This window comes from Bacteroides sp. An19 (genome assembly GCF_002160215.1).
GTDB lineage: Bacteria > Bacteroidota > Bacteroidia > Bacteroidales > Bacteroidaceae > Phocaeicola > Phocaeicola intestinalis.
Genome location: NZ_NFKD01000055.1, coordinates 1 through 24,582, shown reverse-complemented (window position 1 = coordinate 24,582; position 24,582 = coordinate 1). Strand labels below are relative to the sequence as shown.

At 49.0% G+C, this 24,582-nt stretch carries 15 protein-coding genes; 2 read left to right on the top strand and 13 right to left on the bottom strand.

What is annotated here, in order from left to right:
- Positions 1 to 165 precede the first annotated feature (165 nt).
- The 13 genes from hepC to B5F25_RS16175 form a co-directional block, all read right to left on the bottom strand.
- Positions 166 to 2,121: a heparin-sulfate lyase HepC gene (gene hepC / locus B5F25_RS16235; protein ID WP_087250787.1), complete on the bottom strand. Its 1,956-nt coding sequence runs from the start codon at positions 2,119 to 2,121 to the stop codon at positions 166 to 168.
- Positions 2,122 to 2,554: 433 nt separating this feature from the next.
- Complete coding sequence (locus B5F25_RS16230) at positions 2,555 to 4,246, bottom strand: RagB/SusD family nutrient uptake outer membrane protein (RefSeq protein ID WP_087250775.1); 1,692 nt, start codon at positions 4,244 to 4,246, stop codon at positions 2,555 to 2,557.
- Positions 4,247 to 4,396: 150 nt separating this feature from the next.
- A complete protein-coding gene (locus B5F25_RS16225) occupies positions 4,397 to 7,600 on the bottom strand; it encodes a TonB-dependent receptor (RefSeq protein WP_087250773.1) in 3,204 nt (1,067 codons plus the stop codon).
- 174 nt (positions 7,601 to 7,774) lie between these two features.
- Positions 7,775 to 10,291 (bottom strand): DUF4962 domain-containing protein, encoded by a 2,517-nt coding sequence (locus B5F25_RS16220; protein ID WP_087250785.1) that lies wholly within the window; start codon positions 10,289 to 10,291, stop codon positions 7,775 to 7,777.
- A gap of 680 nt (positions 10,292 to 10,971) precedes the next feature.
- Entirely contained in the window at positions 10,972 to 12,546 is a 1,575-nt protein-coding gene (locus tag B5F25_RS16215) for a hypothetical protein (RefSeq protein ID WP_140406964.1), read from the bottom strand.
- 55 nt (positions 12,547 to 12,601) lie between these two features.
- A complete protein-coding gene (locus B5F25_RS16210; RefSeq protein WP_087250769.1) occupies positions 12,602 to 13,666 on the bottom strand; it encodes a DUF6562 domain-containing protein in 1,065 nt (354 codons plus the stop codon).
- Between the two features lie 22 nt (positions 13,667 to 13,688).
- Entirely contained in the window at positions 13,689 to 14,381 is a 693-nt protein-coding gene (locus tag B5F25_RS16205) for a DUF3575 domain-containing protein (protein WP_241148429.1), read from the bottom strand.
- 210 nt (positions 14,382 to 14,591) lie between these two features.
- A complete protein-coding gene (locus B5F25_RS16200; RefSeq protein ID WP_087250765.1) occupies positions 14,592 to 17,195 on the bottom strand; it encodes a DUF4962 domain-containing protein in 2,604 nt (867 codons plus the stop codon).
- Between the two features lie 147 nt (positions 17,196 to 17,342).
- Positions 17,343 to 18,695, bottom strand: a complete 1,353-nt coding sequence (locus B5F25_RS16195; protein ID WP_087250764.1) for a sulfatase-like hydrolase/transferase — start codon at positions 18,693 to 18,695, stop codon at positions 17,343 to 17,345.
- Between the two features lie 319 nt (positions 18,696 to 19,014).
- Positions 19,015 to 19,248: a hypothetical protein gene (locus B5F25_RS16190; protein ID WP_022039275.1), complete on the bottom strand. Its 234-nt coding sequence runs from the start codon at positions 19,246 to 19,248 to the stop codon at positions 19,015 to 19,017.
- A 104-nt stretch (positions 19,249 to 19,352) separates the two neighbouring features.
- Positions 19,353 to 19,577: a hypothetical protein gene (locus tag B5F25_RS16185; protein WP_164496649.1), complete on the bottom strand. Its 225-nt coding sequence runs from the start codon at positions 19,575 to 19,577 to the stop codon at positions 19,353 to 19,355.
- A 100-nt stretch (positions 19,578 to 19,677) separates the two neighbouring features.
- Positions 19,678 to 20,457: a pyrroline-5-carboxylate reductase gene (proC, locus tag B5F25_RS16180; protein WP_255376610.1), complete on the bottom strand. Its 780-nt coding sequence runs from the start codon at positions 20,455 to 20,457 to the stop codon at positions 19,678 to 19,680.
- Between the two features lie 114 nt (positions 20,458 to 20,571).
- A complete protein-coding gene (locus B5F25_RS16175; RefSeq protein WP_022039278.1) occupies positions 20,572 to 21,018 on the bottom strand; it encodes a thioesterase family protein in 447 nt (148 codons plus the stop codon).
- 119 nt (positions 21,019 to 21,137) lie between these two features.
- Here B5F25_RS16175 and B5F25_RS16170 point away from each other — a divergent pair, with 119 nt between their 5' ends.
- A complete protein-coding gene (locus tag B5F25_RS16170; protein WP_087209762.1) occupies positions 21,138 to 22,421 on the top strand; it encodes an O-acetylhomoserine aminocarboxypropyltransferase/cysteine synthase family protein in 1,284 nt (427 codons plus the stop codon).
- 196 nt (positions 22,422 to 22,617) lie between these two features.
- Positions 22,618 to 24,414 (top strand): hypothetical protein, encoded by a 1,797-nt coding sequence (locus B5F25_RS16165; RefSeq protein ID WP_087250762.1) that lies wholly within the window; start codon positions 22,618 to 22,620, stop codon positions 24,412 to 24,414.
- The last annotated feature ends 168 nt before the right edge of the window (positions 24,415 to 24,582 follow it).

The following is a 24,582-nucleotide window of genomic DNA, read 5'->3' as shown; positions in this document are numbered from 1 at the left end:
TAAGCGCAACGGACGGAACGAGTGATACATTAAAAATTATATAGTATATATATTATAATATAATATATATACTATATAATTTTATAACCTCTGTTTCTTCCATTGGGAAGTCAATTCAAATTAACTGTAATTGTAACAATTGTAACGCATAAGCAACTAGAGCTATCAATAAGCAAGCGTGCGCTTCTGCCCGTCTACCGAAACCTCAATGCGAGACTCCCCTGCGAAGCGTGCCTTTATCTTCGGTTCCCCTTCGGGCAAGCGGTAGGGACAGATGACGGTGATATAGCGCAAGGGTTCCGATGCCTTCGGGGTGTTCAGCGATACGGAGGTACGCTCGGTGCGCTGGCGGTAAGCGGTGGAATACCAGCCTTCTTCCTCCTTCAGCACGGTATGGCGGGGTGCGAAGCACTGGAGCTTGACCTGCACATCGCCCTCGAAAGCAGACGAAAGCGCCAGGTGTTCGGGGTCGATATTCACCTTTCCGTCACACAGGTGCCAGTTCAGGTTGACGGTGCCCGTAGCATCGCCCAGTGCCTCATCTACTATTACGAAGTACGAACCTTCGATGAAGAAGAACGTGCGCCGGTGAGTCAATCCCTTATAACTCTCGTGCTCGGTGACCAAGGATTGCACCTCGCCTTCGGGTTGCCAGCTTTTCGTGTGCGATACGCGGTCTTCCAGGTTCTTCCCGTCCAGCGTCAGGGTATTGTGCGAAGCGGTGCGGCGGAACCAGTTGCGCAGGCGGGTCACTTCCTCATTGCCTTCGTACACATACGAACCTGAGTCGGGGAACATGTTCTTGCCTTGCACCCAAAGCTCGAACGTGCCGTTATCGGGCTGGCTATGCCATTCTCCCGCCGGTCCGGCTTTGATGACCATCACCGTGGCATCCTTCCCCCACCCGTTCCGGAAGGCGAAGAAGCCCGAATCGAGGAAGCCTTTCGAGAGGTTGGCAGGCGGAAGCCCTTCCTTTCCTTCGGTGGCAAAATACCGGATTTGGGCATTGTCGGGGAAGAGTTTCGCCCAAGCCTTGTATCGGGCAATATCCCCTTTCCGGCTGCCCCGCTTGGCATCGCTGAAGCAAGGATTCGTATAATCGGGGAAGCAGAGGTTCATGTAGAACACAATCATCGACTCAATGGTGTCCGTGTAGCTCTGCGGGAACTCCGACCGGAAACCGTTCACGTCCGCCATACGCAATGCCTTGCAGAAGATGTCGATGCACGCCGGGTGGTAATGCAAGTCCAGTTCGTATTGCCCTCCGTCAGGATAAACCTGCTTCTTGATTTCACGGTTCAGGATATCGATGCCGCTCTTGCGCCATCCTGCAGCTTCCTTAAATTCGGGAAAGAAAGCCCCTGCATAGAGCACCCGTTGCGCCTCGAAAAGCAGGTGGTTGCCCTCTGCCGAATAGTTGCGCATCACGTGCAGGGCATGGCGGTGGTAATTGCTTAGGAACTGGGTGAGGAAAGCCGGCGTAAACGAAGGCGAAGGCAGGAAGAGCAGGAACTGGTTAATCTGGTCCTGCAAGCGGTGGCTCGCCTCCAGCGGACGCCAGGCGAAACGCACATTCTCCGCCTCGCCCTCGGCATCGTCCTGCAACTCATAAAGTGCCTTTGGTATCTCCACCAAAGGATTCTTCTTTATCCAGTCGGCATACTGAAGCGCCCACTCGCGGGCATACTTCTCATCTCCCGTCAGGCGGTAAGCCTTTCCCATGGGTGTAAACCATTTGTGGCGGTGCAATTGCCAGCGCAATTCATTGTCCTGCACGGGCCAATAGCGCCAGTCGATGTCTTTCCCGTAATTGAACGGAGGCTGGTATCCGTCGTGCACGTAGAAAGTATGTTCCAGCGCATCGTCCGCCCAGCCACGTTCGCGCTCGCTGAGCGAAAGATGTTCCAAGTCCAGGTCGGGCGTAGACACACCCGTCCGCGAGCGGTAATACGCCAACAATTCTTCGGCGGCACGGAGCGTATCGCCCGCATCGCAAGCCGTCTTTACTTTCTCCAGACCGGGATAGTCCAGGTTCAGCAACTCGAAAGCACTCCGGTCGAGCACTTGTGCCCGCATCAGGTTTGCCCATAGACAAAGGCAAATCAGGCAAAAAGTCTTCATGGTTTTGATTGTATTCATTTCTTTTATGTATGTGGTTAGGTATAGCAATTCTAAAGAAACGCGGATTATCGCAGATTCTTTTAATTTACGATTTGACAATTTACTATCTACTATTTAAGCTTTAAATCGTACTTCGTAAATCGAAAAATAGTAAATTTAATTTACGATTTGACAATTTACTATCTACTATTTGAGCTTTAAATCGTACTTCGTAAATCGAAAAAAAGTAAATCAAAAGAATCCGCGTGAATCTGCGTTTCAAACATTGTTGTTGTAATAAACCAACAGAAGCCTCATCAAAAAAAGACAAGGCTTCCGCCGAACAGTAAAACTTATATGAAACCTACTAAAATAAAGAATTAAGAATGAAGAATGAAGAATCACGTTGACCGTATGGCATTCTTCATTCTTAATTCTTCATTCTTCATTTATATCAGTATCCCGGATTATTCTTTCCTTCGTAATTCGGGTTGCTTTGTATTTCTACCAACGGGATGGGGAGCAATTCGTTCTTGCCGTCCACGAAGTTCTGGTATGCCGGATAAGCGGCATTCGTACCCCGGTTGACCGAGCTTTGCGAACCGAACAGGCGGAGTGCATCTCCCAACACACCCCAGCGGATGAGATCGAACTTGCGCTCTCCTTCGAAAGCCAGCTCGAAGCCACGTTCCCAATAGAGTGCCGTACGGAAACGTCCCTGTGCCGAACCATCATCGATGAAGGTCAGGTCGTGTGTCGCCTTACGGGTTGCCATCAGTTCTTCATAATTGGCATCGGTATATTCCGTAGCCCCTGCACGGGCACGCACGCGGTTCAGCAAGTTCCACGCCTCGGTGGTATTCCCTGTTTCATTGTAAGCTTCCGCCGCCATCAGCACCACATCGGCATAGCGCAACACGCAATAATTCACATCACCGTAATTCATGTTCTTGTTCCATGTTTCGGTAGGCATCCATTCGCGGCGCCATTTGCCCGGATACCACGAACCGGCATTACGTTCCTGCTTCACGTGTTTCATGCTGTCCGTATTCCAAATGAAACGATACGTACAGATGCTTACATCGCGGCGCACATCGGTTTCCTCGAAGAAGTCACGCCATTCGGGCACCACAATAAAGAACCCGTTGGCACGTCCCATGTAGTTCGCCATCTCCGAAGTAGGCACTCCCTGCACTTCAGCTACCGAAGGACCATTGTAGATGCCCCACGCTCCACCGTTGCGTGCTCCCTGCTGGTGGAAGAAAGCTATTTCGAAGATACTTTCCTGCGAGTTCAGCACATCTTGCGAAAAATTACGGAACAATTGTTCATAACCTCCGCTATAAAAATCATGATACCCGTTAGCCTGAATGGCTTCCCATTCGCTAATCACGGCATTGAAGTATTCGGCACGCTTGGTATCGTCCGGCCGGGTCATCTGCCCGTCCATTTGCAGGCTATAGCCGGCACGTTGCAGGTAGACACGCATCAGCATGGCTCGCGCCGCTCCCTGTGTTGCCCGTTCGGGGCTGGAGCTTGCATCTGCCCATGGCAGGTGTTCCTTGGCAAAGTTCAAGTCTTCGATAATCTGGTCGTAAATCTCTTCGCGGCTTACCCGTGCGCCGAAAGCGTCCTCATAATTGGACGTATAAGTAGTCTTGAACGGCACATCGCCCCAATACTTTATCAGGTCGAAAGCCAGGAAAGCACGCAAGAAACGGGCTTCGGCATCCAGCTCCTGCAGGTTCTCGCTCTCGGCATACCCGGGCATATTCACAATACCGTCTATCGCCATATTGGCACGGTCGATGCCCTGGTATTTCAATTGCCAAAGCCATTCTACCCATTCATTAGTGGAAGTGACCCGATAGTGCACCATATCGTGTATCGTATTGTCGGAATGGGTACGGGAGGTGTAATACATATCATCGGATGCCTGCCCCGCCATCTCGTACCATCCATAGTGGCGATAGTCGGATATGGAACTGTAAATGCCCATCACCGCCATATCGGCGTTGGCTTCCGACTCGAAGAACGAATCCTTATCGTAGCTGGAATCGGGAGTCTCTGTCAGTGTGTCCTCGCAAGAGGAAAAGACGGCCAGCGAAAGAGCCGCCATTGCCATATAGAATATATGCTTTTTCATTTTACGTCAAGATTTGAAATTAAAGTGTACAAAGAAGAAACGCAGATTTCCGCAGATTAACACAAATTGAAATGATTATTAAAATTATACTCTGCGGAAATCCGCGTTAATCTGTGTTTCTAAACTGACACATATTTGTTGTTACTTAAATCAGAATGCCACGTTCACACCGAAGATAAACGAACGGCTGCGCGGATAAGCGCCGAAATCCACACCCGGAGTCAACGGGCTGCGCATGTTCGACACTTCGGGATCGAATCCGCTATACGGTGTCCATGTCGCCAAGTTATATCCCGTAGCATACAGACGCAGCTTGCTCAGTCCGAGTTTCGTAATCAGCTTCTTGGGGAAACTATATCCTAATGTAATGTTGGTCAGCTTCAGGAACGAAGCATCCTCTACTCCCCATGAGTGAATGTACTTGTCCCCCTCTTCGTTGTCGCGGAACGAAGCCACCGTCTTCCCTGCATTCATCGCCGTAAGCTCATCGGGGTCAGTCACCACCTCGCCTTGTGCATTGACGGTCATCCAACGGTTGGAACTGTTCATGACGTCCAATGCATTGTTGTTTTGCCGCCCCACCTTACTGTTTATCAACTTAGTAGCATTCAGCACATCGTTGCCATAGCTATACGTAAGGAAGATACTCAGGTCGAAACCTTTGTAGGTAAAGTTATTGTTCAAACCGCCGTAGAAAGTCGGAGTGGCATTGCCGATAACGGTCTTGTCGTTCTCGTCAATGATTCCGTTCTTATCCAAATCCTTAAACTTCCAGTGTCCGGGCTGCACACCTATCTGATTGGCGGAAGAAGCCACGCCGTCCTTCAGCGTATACGTCTGTGTAGCGGCATCATAAATGAAATCATTTACCTGATACAAGCCTTCGGTCACGTAGCCGTAGAATTGTCCCAACGGCTCGCCCACGGCAATGCGGTGCGTGCTTTGGTTGTACCCGAACTGGGCTTCATACAGCTGCACCTGTTCGCCGGTCAGTTCCAGCACCTTGTTCTTATAGTGTGAGAAGGTCAGCGTAGTGGTCCAGTTGAAGTCTTTCTTCGCGATGTTGACCGTATTGATGGTCAGGTCCACACCTACGTTCTTCGTTTCGCCGGCATTCACCATCATCGTGGTATAGCCCGAAGAATAGGGCAATTGCGCGCTCAGCAACAGGTCGCTGCTCCGGTTGATGTAAAACTCGGGCGAAATCGTGATGCGCTGGTCCAAGAAACCAAGGTCAACTCCTAGGTTGAAAGTCTTGTTTGCCTCCCATTTCAGGTCTTCGTTCGGAATCTGCGTAGAAGCATATCCCGGCACCAGCTGTCCTCCCATCGCGGTATTGAGTGAAGTAAGCAATGCCAGACTATTGTAGCTTCCGATACGGTTGTTTCCGGCAAGACCGTAACCGATGCGGAACTTCAGGTCGGAGAAGATGTTCAGTTTCTTGATGAACTCTTCCTCTCCCAAACGCCAGGCAGCCGATACGGCAGGGAAATAGCCCCACTTGTTATCCTTGCTGAACTTGGAAGACCCGTCGGCACGCATCGTCGCACTGAACAGGTACTTGTCTTTGAAATCATAATTCACACGGGCAAAGAAAGAGATAAGGTTATCGTCATCGTTCAGGAAACTGTCCGAGTTGGTCGGTGTACCCAAGCCCATATCGTTCAACTGGAACTCATCGGTGGGCAAGTTGCCTACTTCGGTCAATACATAACGTTCCCAGCGATGCACGTATTCCTGACCTGCCTGCACCATGAGGTGGTGTTTCTTCTGGAACCGCTTGTCGAAAGTAAACACGTTCGAGGTAGAGAAACTTCCGTCCTCCGTATTGCGGATGCTTCCGTAAATGCCGTTACGCAATCCCATAATCGACTCATCGCCATAGAAGAGTTCCCGGCGTTGCGTACGGTAACGCATACCGGTGGTATTACGAAACGTGAATCCTTTGAAGAAGGTATAGGTAAAGCCTCCGTTTGCCTGCAAGGTACGTATCTCACGGTCGTCTTTTTCTTCGGCAGCATTGACCAGCGGATTCTGCACCACATTTCCCGATTCGTCTACCAGCAACGGGTCTCGCCCTGCCAGCAATTCCTCATCGCTTCCCTGAATACCGATAGTCGGACGGTATTGCAGGATTTGAGCCATCTTGTTGAAACGCGCATCGGTCGAGCTTCCGTTCTCGGTCGTACCGTTTCCGGCAACACCTGCACCCCAGATGTTACGATGGTCGAACTGGAAGCGGGCATTTACGCGCAACTTATCATTTACCTTTCCGTCTACATTCAAGGACAAGTTGTGCCGTTCGCTTCCGCTATACACCATCGCGCCTTCGTCTTTATTGTAGCTGTATGCCATGCCGTACTTGATGCGGTCGCTTCCACCGTTCACACCCACACGGTAGTTCTGCGTAACGGTAGTGCTGCCCATGGTCAGGTCTTGCCAGTCCAGTCCACGGTTGGCATAATTTTCGTGTATTTCCAGAAAACTTCCATAAAGGTTCTGCCAGGCAGGCATCTGCACAGCAGGGTCGGTAGCCCACCCTATCGTACGTTCGTAATCGGCAAGTACGAACTCTTCGGTACTGAGCAGTTCCAGTTGCTTGGCAAGTTTGCGCACGCCCACGTATGCGTCAAATGTTACGGTAGCCTTCCCTCCGTCGTCCTTTCCACTCTTAGTCGTAATCAATACAACACCGTTCGCACCCCGTGCACCATAGATAGCGGTGGCAGAAGCGTCTTTCAAGACATCGATGCTTTCAATGTCGGCAGGGTCAAGGCTCGACATACCGTCTTCGGTAGGAAATCCGTCGATAACGTAAAGAGGCTCGTTGCTCTGCGTGATGGAGATACCGCCACGCACACGGATAGATGCCTCGGCACCCGGCTGGCCATCGGTCTGTATTACCTGCACACCCGCCATACGTCCGGCTATTGCCTGTGCCATATCTGATACAGGTGTCTTGGTAAGCTCTTCACTCTTCACCGAAGCAACCGAACCGGTCAGGTCCTTGCGTTTCATCGTGGCATACCCTACTACGACTACTTCTTCCAGCAACTGATTGTCGGGCTGCAAAGTGACATTGATTTGTTTCTGTCCTTTTACTGGAACTTCCACCGTTTTCATACCGATGTAAGAAAATACCAATACATCTTTTGATGCATCATTAACTTGGATGGAATAGTTACCACTCATGTCGGTAACGGTGCCACCTTTCGCATTCTTGATTGTAACGCTTCCTCCAATCACTTCCAGGCCTTCATTGTCGATTACCTTACCAGTCACGGTAAAGCCTTGCGCCCATCCCACCGCTATGCCGACAAAGAAAAAGAAGAAGGCAAACAAGACGCCCTTCATAGTTTTCGGTTTTTTCATAATACGATTTGTTTTAAATTTATGACTAAGTTTTATTATTTTCATCTGTCGGCAAAGATAACGGGAGAAAACGAACTCTACGTTTTCTCCCGTTAAAAACAATTGCAAATACCAACAATAATATTTCAATCCTGTGCAAAACGCTTTCGAATTTGTTTAAAAACCCTTCCGGGTGGCTATCGGAGCACGGTCAGTCATTTCCATAACCTGATATTCGCCATCGGTTTCATCATAAAGCAATGACGAACTTGCTTCTTGCCGAAGATAAGGCACACCATCGATTACAGGAGACTCTTCGCCATAACTGAACACTACCGGTTCTGTACGATGACGCACCACAAGCCGGGGACTTTCTGAAGCATTCAGGCAGGCTTCTACCGTCCAGTCACCCCACGTAAACGTATCTCCGTCCCTGCGGATGATATAAGGACTTTCGCCTGCTTCGCATACTTGGATAAGGGTAAGATAGCGTGTTGCAGGCTGATTGTCCGTACTCGCCGTCAGATGCCACTGGTTGGGGTATTCCGCTCCGCCGGTTGCAGGAGGCACCGCAAACTGGTCGGTCTGGGTGATATCCATCTCGCTTGAGCCAAACAATTGGGTTACGGCATAAAAACCGTCCGCTTCATCAGCAGTGCTCAACACCTGTTCTGCTTCGTTTATGTCGAACCGGACCGGACTATGCAACAACCAGTCCCAACGAACCGGCTCGGATGCCTCCAGTTCATCATAAATAAGCACCGTACGCGGATGCAACATCAGGACGTGCCGGCGGTATCGGGTAAGAGGAGTTTCACCGAATCCGTTATCGGGTGTCTGCGTGATACCTGCCTGGGCAAAATAGTTCACCCACATCGGGTCGTCGCTGATGCCGCAATAGGCATGAGAGGCATCACCGAGCGCATAACTGATGTGATTCCCTCCCAAGGCACGGACAATGCTTCCGTATCCCTCCGTAGAATAAGGCTGGCCGATGCCGTTCACCAGAATCGTATTGTGGGCACGGGTATGCCGGTACGACATCAGGTTGTGTGCATCGGCAAACGCCTGGTAATAGCCTGTACTGCGGTACACATCGTGTCCTTTAAATAACAAATTAAACGCATTCTGGCTTGCCGTGGTATGGCTTCCCGACCCGAAGGTACTGGAACGGAACGACAAGGCAAGGTCATTCCCGGCATCCCCCAAATGGCTATGCATCGACACTTCTCCGGCATCGCTGTACCACACCATTTTGGCAGCATCTTCGGGCAAGGCAGACTCGTAAGTCCGGTTGGAACACATGCGGTACAAACGCAATTCGTAATCCTGCCGAACCAGCGACTGGCATTCACCGGCATACCACCCGGCATACGCATCGCCCGTCTCGCGTGCCAGATAATCGGCAAATGCAGCCGTAAGCCGGTTGGGCTGGTCGCCATTCTCACTGTTGTCTCCAAAACCGGTACTCTTCGAATCGGGCGGATTGGTGTAGGCAAGAGCCCGTCCTGCATTGCGGTACCACGGATGTTGCAGGAAATCGAACCGCGCCACGTAAGAGAACAAGGCAGGCATGTAGGCAAGTGTCTTCACATTGGCAGGGAAATAGCCCGTCCCGTTATGCCAGATGCCATCGCGGTTGAAGCCCGAAGCCGGAGCACGTGCTGTCCAAAGCTCGTAATAATATTTCAATATCGGAAGCGCCTCATCGGCATATTCCGCCTTGTCATACAGCAGGAAAGCCGCCTGTGTCAGGATACGCATGTTCTGTTGCCAGAAATGATTGTCGAAGATATGGTTTTCTTCCACACCGCATTGCTCCTGATACGAATGACGCAGGGCACGCATCATCAAATCTTCCGCACCCGAACGCTGCGTGGCGGTCAGGCGTCCGTAGAGCAAATCGTAAACCGCGGCATGAGCCAAAGTCAGGGCAGAGGTCGTAAAGTTATCGGTAAAGAGCTGTGCGTCCGTAGGAGGCAGGGCGAGCATCGCATCCAGTAGCTCTACCAGCTTATCGGCATACCGTTCGTCTTGAGTCAGATAATACGCATGATACAGCCACGTGGCATGCTGGCGCAAGGTCTCGGCATCGGCATAAAGGTCCATGGCACCGTAGTCCGCCTCCAATGCTATCGAGGCGCGCGCCGTCAATTGGCGGTATTCGGGATGAGATGTCACGTTCTGCCTTGCCTTACCGATATACGGATTGAGGAAACAATACAGACGGGGATGCACACGGGGAGCATTCTCCAGGAAGTCTTCGAAAGGCGGAGTAACAAATACCGGCGTCTCTGCCTTTACCTCGAACGCATACGTCTCGCTCCATGCGCCGGGATTGGCACCTTCGGCATCGGTACTCCGGAAACGCCAGTACCACGTGCCGGCATCCAGTGCACGGTGGAGGTTATACATACACCCGTCTTGCGGCTCGCTGATTTCGGCATCCGCAAAATCTTCTGTACGCGAAAGGGCATACTGGAGTCGCTCGCCCGTCTTCATGGCTTGCGGGACAAGGAAAGGAACTGGATTGACTATCAGCTCGTTCGATATCTTGGGATAAGGCTGGGTGCGCACTTTGTCCTGGTACGCATCGGGATAGGTCGTTTCAGGTTGCGGCACAGAAGATTCCGGCTCTACTGCCTCATCGGAACAGGCAGGGCATCCCAGCCAACATACCGCCAAGGCAAGCATCGGCACATAGCACCGGAAAGGCAAGAAGTTTTTTTTCATTGCATGATGTTTATAGAATGTTGAAATTACTGTTCGTAATGATATGAGAGTGTACATTTTTGTTGATGCCATCATTGAATACCGGCTACACAGAATGCACAAATCTATACCGTGCATGATATACATAAATATCCGTAAAGTGGACAACACAATAATATACGTATAACTGCGTTTCCGGTAAGATTAATAATCTTCACGCTGTAAGATTAATAATCTTCAAGCCGTAAAATTAATAATCTTACAAAACGGGCAGTTCATTTACCGGATTGTAGCAGCCGGTTTTCCGGGCTGAGTTGTTCCTTTGCTCTGCGTTTTGGTATCTCCCGCATATAGCAAGATGCACCTATGTTCATCGGCATACGAACATAGGTGCATCAGTTATCGGATACAGGTTCTTCGGACCATGAATCCTGCTTACGAGCCAAGCCCGAAAGTTCATGCAAAGAGAATGTGTTCCCGAAACGTCCCGTATCGGTCACGCCGATTCGTTTCCATTCATTATTAACCGTTCATTTACCCCTCGGCATAACTCTGCCGGTAAGTATCGAGACACAACCTCTAACGCACTAACTAACGAACCATAACACTATTCCAACTCTGTTTACAGTATGAGTCCGATGATACCATGAACAATTCCTTGATTATTCGAAGATGGTGACTACAGGGAATACCACAGCGGAAGCACCTGTTCCAATGGTTTCAGGACTACCGGATGTTCCATCTGTAATATTATAAATAATACCCTGAAGTCCTTCTGCGGTTACCGTAGAAGATGCGCAATAGTAATTACCCGTATAAGCAGCTTTCAGCGCAGCAATCAAGTCTGCATTTGTTGTAGCCAAAGCTGCCTGCAGCTGTGCAAGGGAAGGAATATACCATTCGCTCAAGTTTTCTGATGCTGTAGCTTCTACCAGACTGTTATTAAAGAATGAGTTGAACATCTGATAAGCTGTAGCATCACTTGCCGTTCCTAGAGCCGTTTCAATAGCAGTACTGAAAGCCAATCCAGCATATGCATTAGCAGCATCATCTGTTACTGCCAGACCCAAATCTGTATAAGTATCTACTCTGTTACGATTCGTAGCCTTATTTAATGACATGGCGTATGCCTCTACAGTCTTACCTTCTGCATAAGTAGAGTTATCATTTTGACCTCCTAATGCGAATACCACAGCGATAGCTTCTTCAGCAGTTGCTACTTTTTCACCATTGGTATTGATATAGTCGCCTACTGCAAGCTCAGTAGAAGGTGTCGGGTCTGTTCCGGGTTCTTCTGTTCCGCCTTCTTCACCAGTATATTCATTGTCGATGATAATGTCTACTTTAATAGTTTCATCTCCCGGTTGAACAGGATTATCTTCATCCGGTGTTAAATAAACGGCATTGTTGGAAGAAGAAGCCTTTTCTTGCATTTCAGCAGCTGTTATTGAAATGCTCTTGCCTATCTCATCCGAAGCACTTGTAAATTTAATATTCGTATTCTTTGTTACTGTACTGTTCACGGGGAACACATAGCAGTAAAAAGCCAAATCGCCTGTAGATACATTCAATGTTTCATTGATGTTCAACTGAAGAGTTACAGCAGCTGATGCGGTTTGATTCAATACGCTATATCCTTGCATAGCATTGATGCTCGGAGTAATGATATCCAGTCCGGTCAATCCCAATTTCTCCAGATCTGAAGCCTTGATGGCAATGCGGCTAAAAGGACGCTTCAAAGTAATGCTACCACCAATATTTGCAGCACTTGCCACAGCACAAAAAGCATCGGCAGCAGGATTGTTAAAAAGCTTTACATTCTTATTCAAATTGTATTTCACTTCAAGCAAACTTGTCGCATTATAGAGAGCGGACTTACTCGCTTCAATATCACTTCCTTCTACATAGTCTGCCCAAAACAGATAGTTGGCTGCACCTTCCGGAGCTTCAAACTCAAAGCTTGCCTTGCCATCCGTTACAGCAACGATTTCATTAAAACCTTCAATCAATGTGCCTTCCGCATTTACCGCCTGGCAAATACAACGCATTACATAGCCTTCTACATCTAATGATTGGCTCGCACGAGTGACAAGCGCTTCATCCGAAACATTCACGCTCAGTCTTACCATACCGTCATTACTACCCGTACCTGAGGTAGAAACAATCTCTTCTTGGCTACAAGATGCGAAAAGCATCCCGAATACTGCCAACAACGAATACAAAAAATTCTTTTTCATGTGGTTAAGGATTTAAGTTAATATTATAAGTTAATATTATAGTTTATGGTTATTCTTATTCTACTGTAACACCAAGATCGGTTTCGTTATCGTAATCCGGATCTATGCCGATTCCGCCTTCATCTTCTCCGGGTTCATCTCCTCCTTGTCCACCTTGGTCATCACCGGTCAGGAACTCACCCGTCCATACGGTATTCTTGCCCCGTTCAAGCGGTACATTGAGTACGGAATTGGCTACGGTTACGTTTTCTTCGTTCACGATTTCAATTTCCATCGGGACGGAAGCGGAACCCTCGTTGGATACAAATACATAATCGAACCCTACACGAAGTTCGTCAGTACCTTCCTCGGGCAATTCGAACGAAGTGTTATATTGCATGTACATCAGCGAGTGCTTAGGCACATTATCAAGGGCGTTATAGCCTACCGGCAAATAACCGCTATATTTGATACGCGCGGTAAACGTTTCGCCATTGACTTCACCATCGGCTATGCGCTGCAAGAACTTATCCACATCGGTGGCAATCAGTTCGTAACGTGCCACGGGACGTTGGAGCGTTACATCCTGCTCGACCACCGCTCCCCACTGGTCAGCGTAAGCGGTAAGGTCGAGGGATGTAGTGCCCACAAACACATCTTTATATTCAGTATTGCCCGTGTGAGAAGCACGGTTCGGGATTACAGGTACCAGACTTTGGGTGTTGTAGTGCAAATCTTCTTCGGGAGTCTCGGCACTTACATAGTCTTTCCATACCACCAACTGGTACGAACGGGCATGCAGTTTCATGCTGACCGGCAAAGAAAGATGCGTGCGGTCGGTAATGTTCTCTACAAACACCTGTCTTGCCACAGGCTGGCGGTTGAAGTATGCCTCTACAATGAAACGGTGCAGGTAATCAGTATTGGCAGAAACCCGTGCACTGCTATTCTCTTCATTTCCCTGCTCGGGCAAGTTCAAGTCGAGCGTCAGGTTTACTTCCACATTCACTTCTGTCGGGTCTACACCCAGCTCGCCATCGGCGGTCAGTTCGGGTTCCTCGTGCAAGGTGCAGGCAGCCATCAGGAAGGGCAATGCCAACAAGCCTGACCAAAACTTTCGTATATGTCTGTTTCTTTTCATGGAATGTTCGTTTTAAGTTCGTTTAAAAACGGTATACTAATGATGCACCTACCTTTGTCGGTCCCCAATAATGGCGGATGCGGGTGTCTATCTGCGCTCCGTTGTCTATATTATAATAGGTATCATACTTCATATTGGCATATCCGAAGCCTACGGTAAACTCTGCTCCCCAATGCTCGGACAAGGGAAGCTTATACCCGTAGCTCAATCCGGCTCCTGCCAACGGACGTCCGGTGTCCTGATAACGGCGGTCATCCCATTTCAAATTGTACCATCCCACATGGGCATGCAAGCCGAAGAAATGGCCTTTGCCGGTTTCCTGTCCCATCCACCAACGCAATTCGGGCTGGATAGCGGCTACACGTAACGCCTTATTAGGTTTCGCATCCCACAAACTCCACATCACTGGGATATCTACCGTCATGCGGGAATGCACCTGTACCTCGTAATCCAAATTCAATACACCGATGGCATCGTAAGCAATGTTGGTCTTCAGCGCCATATAACGTCCGTCTGAAACAGATACGGTTTTCTTGTCTTTCTTGCGCTTTTCCGAAACACGGGCTTTGCCTTGCTCTTTGGCTGGCTTCTCTTTTGTTTGTGCCACATTCTTTTTCGCCTGTGCTACATTCTTTTTCGCCGAAGGATTGTATACCGCAGTTTCTTCGGGTAAAGCCGAAGTCTGTATGCGGGGCTTCTCTACCGCTTGCGCCATTGCCCCTAAGGGCAACGCCGCTACGGCAAGAGTAAAGCAGGTATGTAAAAATCGTATTTTTAATCTCATGGCTGTAAATAAGTTTTTTAAGTTCTTAAGTTTGTGGGGTCTTGAGTTTTTAAGTTTGTGAGTCTTTAAGTTTTTAAGTTTGTGAGTCTTTGAGTTCTACAAACTAAAAAACTCAAAAACTAAAAAACTCAAAAACTAAAATTATATTTCCAAGTCGGGCACTACGTCACGCATGGTGGTCACATACCCGTTCTCGTTCACCACGGTTTCTTCTCCTTTATACGTAATGCTTACATCGTCTTTCGTGCTGCGGATGAAGAACGAAGGCGCTCCGCTTGCCGAGACATTCACGCTGATGAGCCAGCCTCCTGCCTTAATGCGTCCGTCGGAAAGGATTTCGGGGTCTTTTGCCGGATACTTCAAGGCATGCGTATTGATAATCGTGGCAAAGCGATATACCTTTGCTTTTTCTGATTTCGCCGTAAAGTGCCAATGGTTCGGGTATTTCTTAAACTTTCCCTTATCGTCTGCACGGAGCCAGTTGACCGGCGGAACAAAGAACTGGCTTGTCGTATCGGTCTGCAAGGTTCCGGTAGAGAAGATGTAAGCATCCGATGCGCCACCCCGTCCCGACAAGCCTTGCACATGCACAAAGCGTGGATTGGAAGTATCTACCGTCATCGGCTGTGCCGTAGTATGCAACATAAAGGTATAATCAGCCGGTTTTGAAGCTTCCAGTTCGTCATAGATAAAGATAAATCCGGTCTTTCCCAAATTGACGATATGCCGGCGGAACTTGGTGAGGGGCACATCGTCCCAACCGTTTTCAGGCGTGTATTCCACATCCGAAACCTTACCACGCTCTAACCACAGCGGAGAAATCACTTTTCCGTAAGCGTTAGAAGCATCGCCCAACACATAACCTATTTTGTCACTACAATAGTAACGGGGAATCCAACCGTATCCTTCGGTACCAATGCGTTGCCCCATACCGTTTACCAAAATGGTGTTGTGAGCGCGGGTCGCACGGTGGCACAACATGCTGTGTACGTCGGTAAACTCGATGTGATGGCCACTGCTATAGAAAATAGGCTTTCCTCCGTAGAACGTATTGAACGCATTCTGATTCGCCAGCGCATGGGAAGTGCTTCCATACGGGCTGCTCCGGAAGCTCCACATCGCATTGCCTCCTACACGGTCCCAATTGGTCTGGTACGAAGCCAAACCTGTTTCGGGGAACACTCTTCCGAAAGGCAAGGCAGTCAATCCCGGACCTTCGGGCAACGGCTTGTCGCATTGCAGACGGAACCAAGCCAAATCGCCGGGCTTGTTCAGCAACGCTTTCTTCATGTATTCAGGCTCAACCTTCAACGTGCGGCGCACAAAGTCGGCGGCAAACGAGTTGTTGGTCAGCTTAGCCAGTGCATCCAGGTAACTGATACGGATGCTGTTGGGGCGTCCTACATTCTGATGAGAGCTGCCGTTTCCTCCCGATTTGGAGAACGGAGGCTGCTGGTAAATGGTATACATGATGTTGTTGGTATACCAAGGATCGCTGAAGAAATCATATCCCGTCAGATTGCTATAATAATAAGGCACTTCTATCAGCGTACGGGTATTGACCGTAAAATATGAATCGCCGTTGTGCCAGCCGCCGTCTTCGTTCAGCCCGGGGAAACGTGCCCGCCATACATTGTAGCAATAATCCGTCCATGTAGCGGCTTCAGGCAAATCGCCATACGTGGCAAATGCAGCCATTGTCAGGATGCGCAGGGTCATCTGCCAGATGTGGTTTTCGGCGATATGGTTTTCCAGATAGTTATTGAAATGCTTATACATGGCTCCGCCTTTCTCCCGGATGGCATCCAGCAAGGTTTTCTTCTGCGCGTCGGTCAGCAACTCGTAAAACGAGTCATACGCCATGGAGCAAAGCGAAAGCAATGCCGAAGCGTTGAAGTCTCCTTTCACATTCTTATCCTTATCCCAGTCGGTCATCTCCAAGACACGTTTAAGAGCCTCATCGGCATACTTCCGGTCTTTCGTCAACAGGTAAGCACGAATCAGCGCCTCGGTATTCCCTTCCTCGGCATCAATGATGCGGCGGCTCTCACGGGTAAGGTACGAATTGATTTGCATCTGGTTCGTGAGGTTCTTCACCTGACTGGTATTGATATCCTTCACCGTTTTCATCGGGGTCTGCATCACCTTATCGGCACGCTCCAGATACCATTGGTATTCTGCTTTCGGCTTTGCCTGTGCGATAAACGCATCCCAGCCTGCCTTCTGCACCCATATACGAGGATGGGTTGCAGGCACCTTGGCGATGGCTTCCTTATAAGAAGGCGGACAGAACTTCTTCGGGTTATCCCCCACCGTAAGTTCCTGCGTACTTTGCCATTCTACCTGCCCGGCTTCATTTACATAGCCGTATTGCCAATACCATTTCCCGGGCGCAAGGTCTTTATCAGGATTATAGAAAGGCCAGCGGGTTTCCACCTGCTTGACATCTTTCTTAAACTCTTTGTCACGGGCATAACGAAGCTGATAGTGTAATGTCGTTTTGTCCACCTTACGTACAGATTTCGCGTCCATGCCGTCCAGTATATCCGCATTGATATTGGCATCGGCACGAAGCGGCCATTGGAAAGAGACATAACGGTCGTCCACCACCGCCTTATCTTTCGGATAAGGAGTGGCACGCATTTCATGCATCAAGGTGGTTTCGGTCAGCCTGATGTTCGTCTGGGCAGACGCCCCTACGAAGAATGCGCTCCATAGTAATGCTAAATAAAAGGTCTTCTTCATCGGTGTTTTTGTTTTTTTCGTTGTTGCAAAAATAACCAATACTTCGCTGATAGGCTTACACAAATGTTTTGTTTTCATTCAAAATCCAGCAAAGAATGTTCGATATTGTCTAATACATTTTTAAATTTGTGCAAAATGTCTGTTCTTTTAATCCTTTGGAATATATTTCTCTTTGAAATGAGTGGCTGCAGACGGATGGCAACGCATCCATTCGTCAAGCAAGGCACGATGCTCACGAACAATGGTTGAATACTTTTCTTCTACTGCCAGATTACGCATTTCTCCCCGATCGGTACGCATATCGTAAAGCTGCTCGCGGTTCTTTCCGGTATCATACAAGACGTATTTATAATAAGGTGTACGCACCATCCAGCCCAATGTGCCTGCAGTCTCTCCGAAGAAGGTTTCGGTCACCACGTACGGGCGGTGCGCCTTTGCCGTATCTCCCTCCTCTGCCACCTCACGGAAGCTGACTCCCTGACGTCCCGAAGGCACTTCCACTTCCGCCCAGTCGCATACGCTCGGCATCAGGTCTTCTCCATTATTGATGAACTGGGGCAATACTTTTCCTGCATTCTTCCCGCTGGGAAGGCAAACGATAAAAGGCACGTTCACCACCTCTTCATACAGGGCGGTTTTCTGGTTCCATTGGTGTGCGCCGCATCCGTCTCCGTGGTCGCTGGTAAAGATAACCACGGTATTCTCCCACAAGCCCTGCTTGTCCACCTCATCCAGAATCTTCCCGATTTCCTTGTCCACCGCTTCAATCAGGCGGTAATACGCATTGCGGTACCGGCGCCAGTCGTCTGGCGTGAAAGTCACGGTCGGATAAAGCCGATGGTTCTGCCTGCGCTCGAAAGCCAGAGCGTCGGCATCATACGGATTGACCGCAAAATTGGCAGGCAAGCCGGGACAATCTTCAAGCGCCGGCTCTTCGAACGAAGCATAGGGCGGATTCTGATGACGCGCATACTCGCAAATGTTATGCGGATTATCGAAAGAGGCGACCAGGAAGAAAGGCTGTTCGGAATTGCGACGCAAGAAGGCAACACATGCCTCGGCAAGACCGAAATCATTATGCCCGTGCAGGTTCTCGAAACCGAAAGCCTCCTTCGCCGGCAAGGAATTGGTATGCGCGTGCCATTTCCCGGCATATGCGCATTCGTATCCGCTTTCTTCCAATAACGTGCCCAATGTCCGTGTGCGAATAGAGTCGGGCATGGGTGTCCCGTTCTCGGTCAGTCCCACCTGACCGGGCGTGTATCCCGTAAACATGGACGAACGCGAGGGACCGCTCAAGGGCATGCTGCAATAAGCGTTCGAGAAACGCACGCCCCTCTGGGCAAGCCGGTCCATATTGGGGGTATGCACCTCTTCATTTCCGGCACAACTCATTGCCGTAGCAGTCTGCTGGTCGGTCATAATATAAAGGATATTGGGTCGCTCCTGTGCCATCAGTGCAGCAGGGGCAAAGAGGGAATAGATAATAAATGGTTTCATAGCGATTATCGTTTTTGACAAAAGTAACCGTTCTCCCTCAAAAACGACTTCAACAACCTGCAACGTTCTTTCAAATCCGTGCACCGGCTTTCACTTTTATGCAAAATACTTTCGAATCTGTACAATTCTGCCAAAGATAGTACTTCCGGAAGATTTTTATAAGTAACTCGCCTATATCATGGCACACAGACGCTATTTTAATGTGCCAATGAATAATAAGGGCAATGTGCTAATTTATTCTCACATTAGCACATTGTTTATTTGTCTCTGTGTATTCTTGCGTAGTCTGTGTCCAATGATAGCATCAACAAATCTTGATTTAAACGAGATACCTCTTCCTCAGATACTTCACCCACTCCTGGTGCTTGCATGACTTGAATACCTTTTCTATCCTATTAAACAGCCATTCGTAAGTCAAATCAATGAAAGTATCTTTGCCTACATCGGTAAGCAATGATTTATATTCGGGTATGGCATACTCGCGGAAATGCTTGTTGCCTTGTGGGTAAAGATGGATATGGTGAAAATACTGAATATCTCCTTTGCACAGCATACCCCTATATGTGATTACGCCAAATTTGTCACAAATGATTAGCTTTTATGAAAGAAACAATGTCTAATTCCCCGAACCATTATGCTGTTGTTATTATTCAGATATCACATCACTTGAACCAAACGGAGGTAAAAGGCGATGATACAGACCAGATCGATAACCAACGCTATGACCGACCACTTGATGAACAGTTTCTTTTTCTTCACCACACCATACACAATACCGATAATTGCCGAGATCAGTATGCCGGCAGCTATCCCGAAGATGCCTTGCACCGCAAGCCCCACCAGTATCAACAGAGCCATGGTTATCAAAATGTTGTTTCTCATATTTGTTTAAGGAGTTAAGGAGTTAAGAAGTTAAGGAGTTAAGGAGTTAAGAAATCAGATGCATTACTATTGACTTTTAACTCCTTTAACCTTTTTTTAATCAGATACTTGCTTTAATGGCTTTGATAACCGCCGAAGTAAACCCATCGTGCTCCAGCGAGTTAACGCCCTTAATGGTGATACCACCCGGTGTGGTAACCTTCTCTATCTCCAGTGCCGGATGCGTGTCTTCGTTTTCCAACAAAAGACGTGCCGCCCCTTCTACGGTCTGCGCCACCATCTTCATGGCGTCTTTCGGACGGATGCCTGCTTCCACACCTGCCTGCATGGCTGCCTGCACATACTTCAGCACGTAAGCAATGCCGCATGACGTAAGCGAAGTGGCCGCCGCAAGCTGTTTTTCTTCTATCAACATGGCAAGCCCCATTTCATTGAACAAGTCTAACATTGTCAGTGTCTGTTGTTCGGATGCATTCCGGCAGGCTATCAGTGTCATACTTGCCCGCAAAGAGATAGCAGTGTTCGGAATAATACGAAACATTGGCATTTCGGGGTCTACAAAGTGGGCAAGGTCTTCGAAAGTCATCCCTGCCGCTACCGATACCAATACCTGAGGCTGGCGCAAACGCAAAGGCTTCAATACTTCTTCTACCTTCCAAGGCTTGACCGCTACAATCACCACATCGGCATCTGCCGCTTCGTGATTGTCTGTACTGACCTGTATTGCCGGAAATTCGACTTTCAGCTTTTCCAATTTGGGCATACTTGGATTGGTCACCGTGATGTCCTGTACCCGCACGTAATGTCCTTGTGCCAGCCCACGGGCAATGGCTCCGCCCATATTGCCGGCTCCGATAATTGCTACTTTCATGTCTGTTATTCTTTTTAGAAACGCAGATTTTCGCAGATGTTTTTATTCAATAGTCAGTGAAATAAAATTTCAATCTGCGTTAATCTGTGAAAAATCTGCGTTTCCCCACATTATTAAATCTATTTACAATGGTTTCGAAAGTTCCTCCAACGACTTTCCTTCATATTCGCAAATGGTCTGCTTGAACGAATCAGGAAGTTCTACCGGTTCTTTGGTTGCCACGTCATAACCTACCATTACCGTACGGCACTGGCATTTCAGTACACCACTCGCCTTGTTGACGGCACGCTGCAACAAAGTAAAACTTTTATGTCCCAAATGAATGACTGTAGTTTCGATATACAACTCATCCGAGAAAAATACCGGAGCCAGGAAATCGGCATTGATGTTAGCCACTACGATACCTAGTGTGTTCCACTCCTTATCACCGAACACATCGCGCATATACGATGTCTTTGCCAAATCGTAAATGGAAAAATACGACGAATTGTTCATGTGACCATACTGGTCGACATCACTAAAACGAATCTGCACCGGCATCACATGCCTGTATGTAAGTTTTGTTGCCATATCATTTAAACTTTGTTCACCTCAAATATATATCTTTTTTTCCGTAAAACGCAACAAGTGCAGCATTTATTTCTTATTTTTGCGCACAATGCAATGAAATCAACTAATAGACATAAATAATGGAACAGAAATTAAGCAAAGAAACCCTCTGCGTACAGGCAGGATGGACTCCCAAGAACGGCGAGCCCCGTGTAGTGCCCATCTATCAGAGCACAACCTTCAAATATGACGATAGCGACCAGATGGCACGCTTGTTCGACCTGAAAGATACCGGATATTTCTATACCCGCCTGCAAAACCCCACCAACGATGCCGTAGCTTCCAAGATTGCTGCACTGGAAGGCGGTGTAGGTGCCATCCTTACTTCATCGGGGCAGGCGGCAAACTTCTATGCCGTGTTCAACATCTGTGAAGCAGGCGACCATATCGTCTGCTCGTCTACCATCTATGGCGGTACGTTCAACCTCTTCGGTGTCACCCTAAAGAAACTGGGTATCGAATGTACCTTCATCGATGCCGATGCGCCCGAAGAAGAAATCGACAAGGCTTTCCAACCCAATACCCGCTGTATGTTCGGTGAAACCATCTCGAACCCCAGCATCAATGTGCTCGATATTGAGAAATTTGCCCGCATCGCCCATAAGCATGGCGTACCACTTATCGTAGACAACACCTTTGCTACCCCCATCAATTGCCGTCCCTTCGAGTGGGGAGCCGACATCGTGACCCATTCCACCACCAAGTATATGGACGGACACGCCACTTGCGTAGGCGGTGTCGTAGTAGATAGCGGAAACTTTGACTGGATGGCACATGCCGACAAGTTCCCCGGACTGACTACTCCCGATGAGTCTTATCACGGACTGACCTATGCCAAGGCATTCGGCAAGATGGCATACATCACCAAACTTACGGCACAACTGATGCGCGACCTAGGCTCCATCCCTTCACCAATGAACGCTTTCCTGCTTAATTTGGGACTGGAAACCTTGCACTTGCGTGTACCCCGCCATTGCGCCAATGCCCAGAAGGTAGCCGAATGGTTGGAAGCCAACCCGAAAGTGAAATGGGTAAACTATTGCGGCTTGAAGAGCAACAAGTATTACGAACTGGCACAAAAATACCTGCCCAACGGTTCATGCGGTGTCATTGCTTTCGGTCTGAAAGGCACACGCGAAGATGCCGTGAAGTTCATGGATAGCCTGAAGCTGGCATGTATCGTGACCCACGTGGCAGATGCCCGTACCTGTGTCTTGCATCCGGCAAGCCATACCCACCGCCAATTGAGTGATGAGCAATTGATAGAAGCCGGCGTAGCTCCCGACTTGATTCGTCTCTCGGTAGGCATTGAAAACGTAGACGACATCATCGCCGACCTCGAACAAGCATTGCAAAGTATTTAAATGAAGAATGAAGAATTTGTTGATAGCTTGTCACGCCGGATTTGCAATCCGAAACCGTTTGCTAATGATGCGGATTACAAATCCGCAAATAGGATTACGCCGGATTACAAATCCGGCGTGACAAAGATTCTTCATTCTTAATTCTTCATTCTTCATTCAAAAGATTCTTCATTCAAAAAAATTCTTCATTCACCCCATGGCTCCAAACACCTGGTACACTCAACGCATAGACGAAACTTTACGACAACTTTCCCAAACCAAGACACAGATTAACCGCATCAGCCTGCTGCGCGTCCTGCTCTTTGTGGCAGGCTTTGCAGGACTGATTTTGTTTTATCGTTCCGGCACGTGGGCGGTAGTGCTCACCGTGTGCTGCACCTTCCTGCCTTTTTTTATCTTGGTCAAGGTACACAACCGGCTTTATTTCCGCAAGGAACAGTTAGAAACCCAACTCAAGCTGAATCAAGATGAACTGAAAGGACTGGAAGGCGACTATTCGGTTTTCGACGAAGGGCGCGAGTTCATCGATGCCGGACATCCTTACTCGTACGACCTCGACCTCTTCGGACGCAAATCGCTCTTTCAGGCCCTCGGACGTACCTGCACGCATATCGGGAAACAAACTCTTGCCACATGGATGCAACATCACCTGACAGAGAAAATCGCTATCGAAACCCGTCAGGAAAGCATCCGCGACATGAGCCGGCGGATGGAGTTCCGTGAAGCATTCCGTGTGACCGGTTCCATCAACCGCGGCGCGGATTCCGATGAAGAAGAGATAAGCCGCTGGAGCTGGACTCCTTCTGTCCTGCAACACCTGTGGTGGGTGAAACTCTGCCTTTGGGCTGTACCCGGCATCAATATCCTGCTGCTTGCGCTCGGATTGCTGCATATCCTTTCACTCAGCTGGTTCGGAATGATGTTTACCGTCTTCGTCATCCTCAGCTTCGGACTTATCCAGCGGGTAACCCTGATACAGGAAAGCTACGGAAAGAAGCTGAAAACCCTGAACCGCTATGCCAGACTGATAACCCTTGCCAAAGGAGAAACGTGGCAAGCCCCTGCCCTGCGTGAACTGACCGATAAGCTGGACATCGACGGACATTCTCCCGCCGAAGCCCTGACGCAACTCTCGAAGGAACTGGACCGCCTCGACCTGCGCAACAACCAGCTCCTGTATGTCATCTTAGAGGGAAGCATGTTCTTCCAGCTCCGGCAAATCGTGCGCATCGAACGCTGGAAGGCACGCTATGGGAAATACCTCATGGGCTGGCTGGAAGCCGTAGGCGAACTGGACGCACTCTGCTCGCTCGGCACCTTTGCCTATAATCATCCGGCATACACCTATCCGACAATTACCAATCAGCCGTTCTGTTTCCTTGCCCGCAACATGGGACATCCGCTCATGCCCGAAGCCCAATGCGTGAAAAATGATGCCACCATCCCCTCACGCCCTTATTTCCTGATTATTACCGGAGCCAATATGGCAGGCAAGAGCACCTACCTGCGCACCATAGGTGTCAACTACCTGCTGGCATGCATGGGCTGCCCCGTGTGTTGCGAAAGCCTGACGCTTTATCCTGCACAACTCATCACCAGCCTGCGCACCACCGACTCACTCTCGGACAACGAATCTTATTTCTTTGCCGAACTGAAACGCCTGAAACGCATCATCGACCTGCTGGACGAAGGACAGGAACTTTTTATCATCCTCGACGAAATACTGAAAGGGACGAACTCAGCCGACAAGCAGAAAGGCTCGCTCGACCTTATCCGCCAGTTCATGCGCCTGAAAGCCGATGGCATCATCGCCACCCACGACCTGCTATTGGGCACACTTGCCGACCAATTCCCCGAATATATCCGCAACTATTGCTTCGAAGCAGACATCAAGGATAACGAGCTGACCTTCTCCTACTGCCTGCGCGAGGGCGTGGCACAGAACATGAACGCCTGCTTCCTGATGCGGAAAATGGGGATTACCATCAGCTGATGGAAATGTCGGAGAAAGACACGGAGACATGCACTTGCTTGTGAAAACCCTTAGAAGCTGTTTTGAATTTATCGTGCGATGATTTGGGATGAGTTTTTGAGGCATTTTCGCTTCTGTGATGAGGAAGATAGCGGGCTATCTGACGAAGAACAGGAGCGAAAAGGACCA

Coding starts and splice junctions, on each gene's coding strand:
- B5F25_RS16210 (WP_087250769.1), bottom strand. CDS start 13,666: ATGAAAAGAAACAGACATATACGAAAGTTTTGGTCAGGCTTGTTGGCA.
- B5F25_RS16225 (WP_087250773.1), bottom strand. CDS start 7,600: ATGAAGGGCGTCTTGTTTGCCTTCTTCTTTTTCTTTGTCGGCATAGCG.
- B5F25_RS16175 (WP_022039278.1), bottom strand. CDS start 21,018: ATGGCAACAAAACTTACATACAGGCATGTGATGCCGGTGCAGATTCGT.
- B5F25_RS16170 (WP_087209762.1), top strand. CDS start 21,138: ATGGAACAGAAATTAAGCAAAGAAACCCTCTGCGTACAGGCAGGATGG.
- B5F25_RS16200 (WP_087250765.1), bottom strand. CDS start 17,195: ATGAAGAAGACCTTTTATTTAGCATTACTATGGAGCGCATTCTTCGTA.
- B5F25_RS16185 (WP_164496649.1), bottom strand. CDS start 19,577: ATGAGAAACAACATTTTGATAACCATGGCTCTGTTGATACTGGTGGGG.
- B5F25_RS16190 (WP_022039275.1), bottom strand. CDS start 19,248: ATGCTGTGCAAAGGAGATATTCAGTATTTTCACCATATCCATCTTTAC.
- B5F25_RS16195 (WP_087250764.1), bottom strand. CDS start 18,695: ATGAAACCATTTATTATCTATTCCCTCTTTGCCCCTGCTGCACTGATG.
- B5F25_RS16220 (WP_087250785.1), bottom strand. CDS start 10,291: ATGCTTGCCTTGGCGGTATGTTGGCTGGGATGCCCTGCCTGTTCCGAT.
- B5F25_RS16230 (WP_087250775.1), bottom strand. CDS start 4,246: ATGAAAAAGCATATATTCTATATGGCAATGGCGGCTCTTTCGCTGGCC.
- hepC (WP_087250787.1), bottom strand. CDS start 2,121: ATGAAGACTTTTTGCCTGATTTGCCTTTGTCTATGGGCAAACCTGATG.
- B5F25_RS16215 (WP_140406964.1), bottom strand. CDS start 12,546: ATGAAAAAGAATTTTTTGTATTCGTTGTTGGCAGTATTCGGGATGCTT.
- B5F25_RS16205 (WP_241148429.1), bottom strand. CDS start 14,381: ATGGCGCAAGCGGTAGAGAAGCCCCGCATACAGACTTCGGCTTTACCC.
- B5F25_RS16165 (WP_087250762.1), top strand. CDS start 22,618: ATGGCTCCAAACACCTGGTACACTCAACGCATAGACGAAACTTTACGA.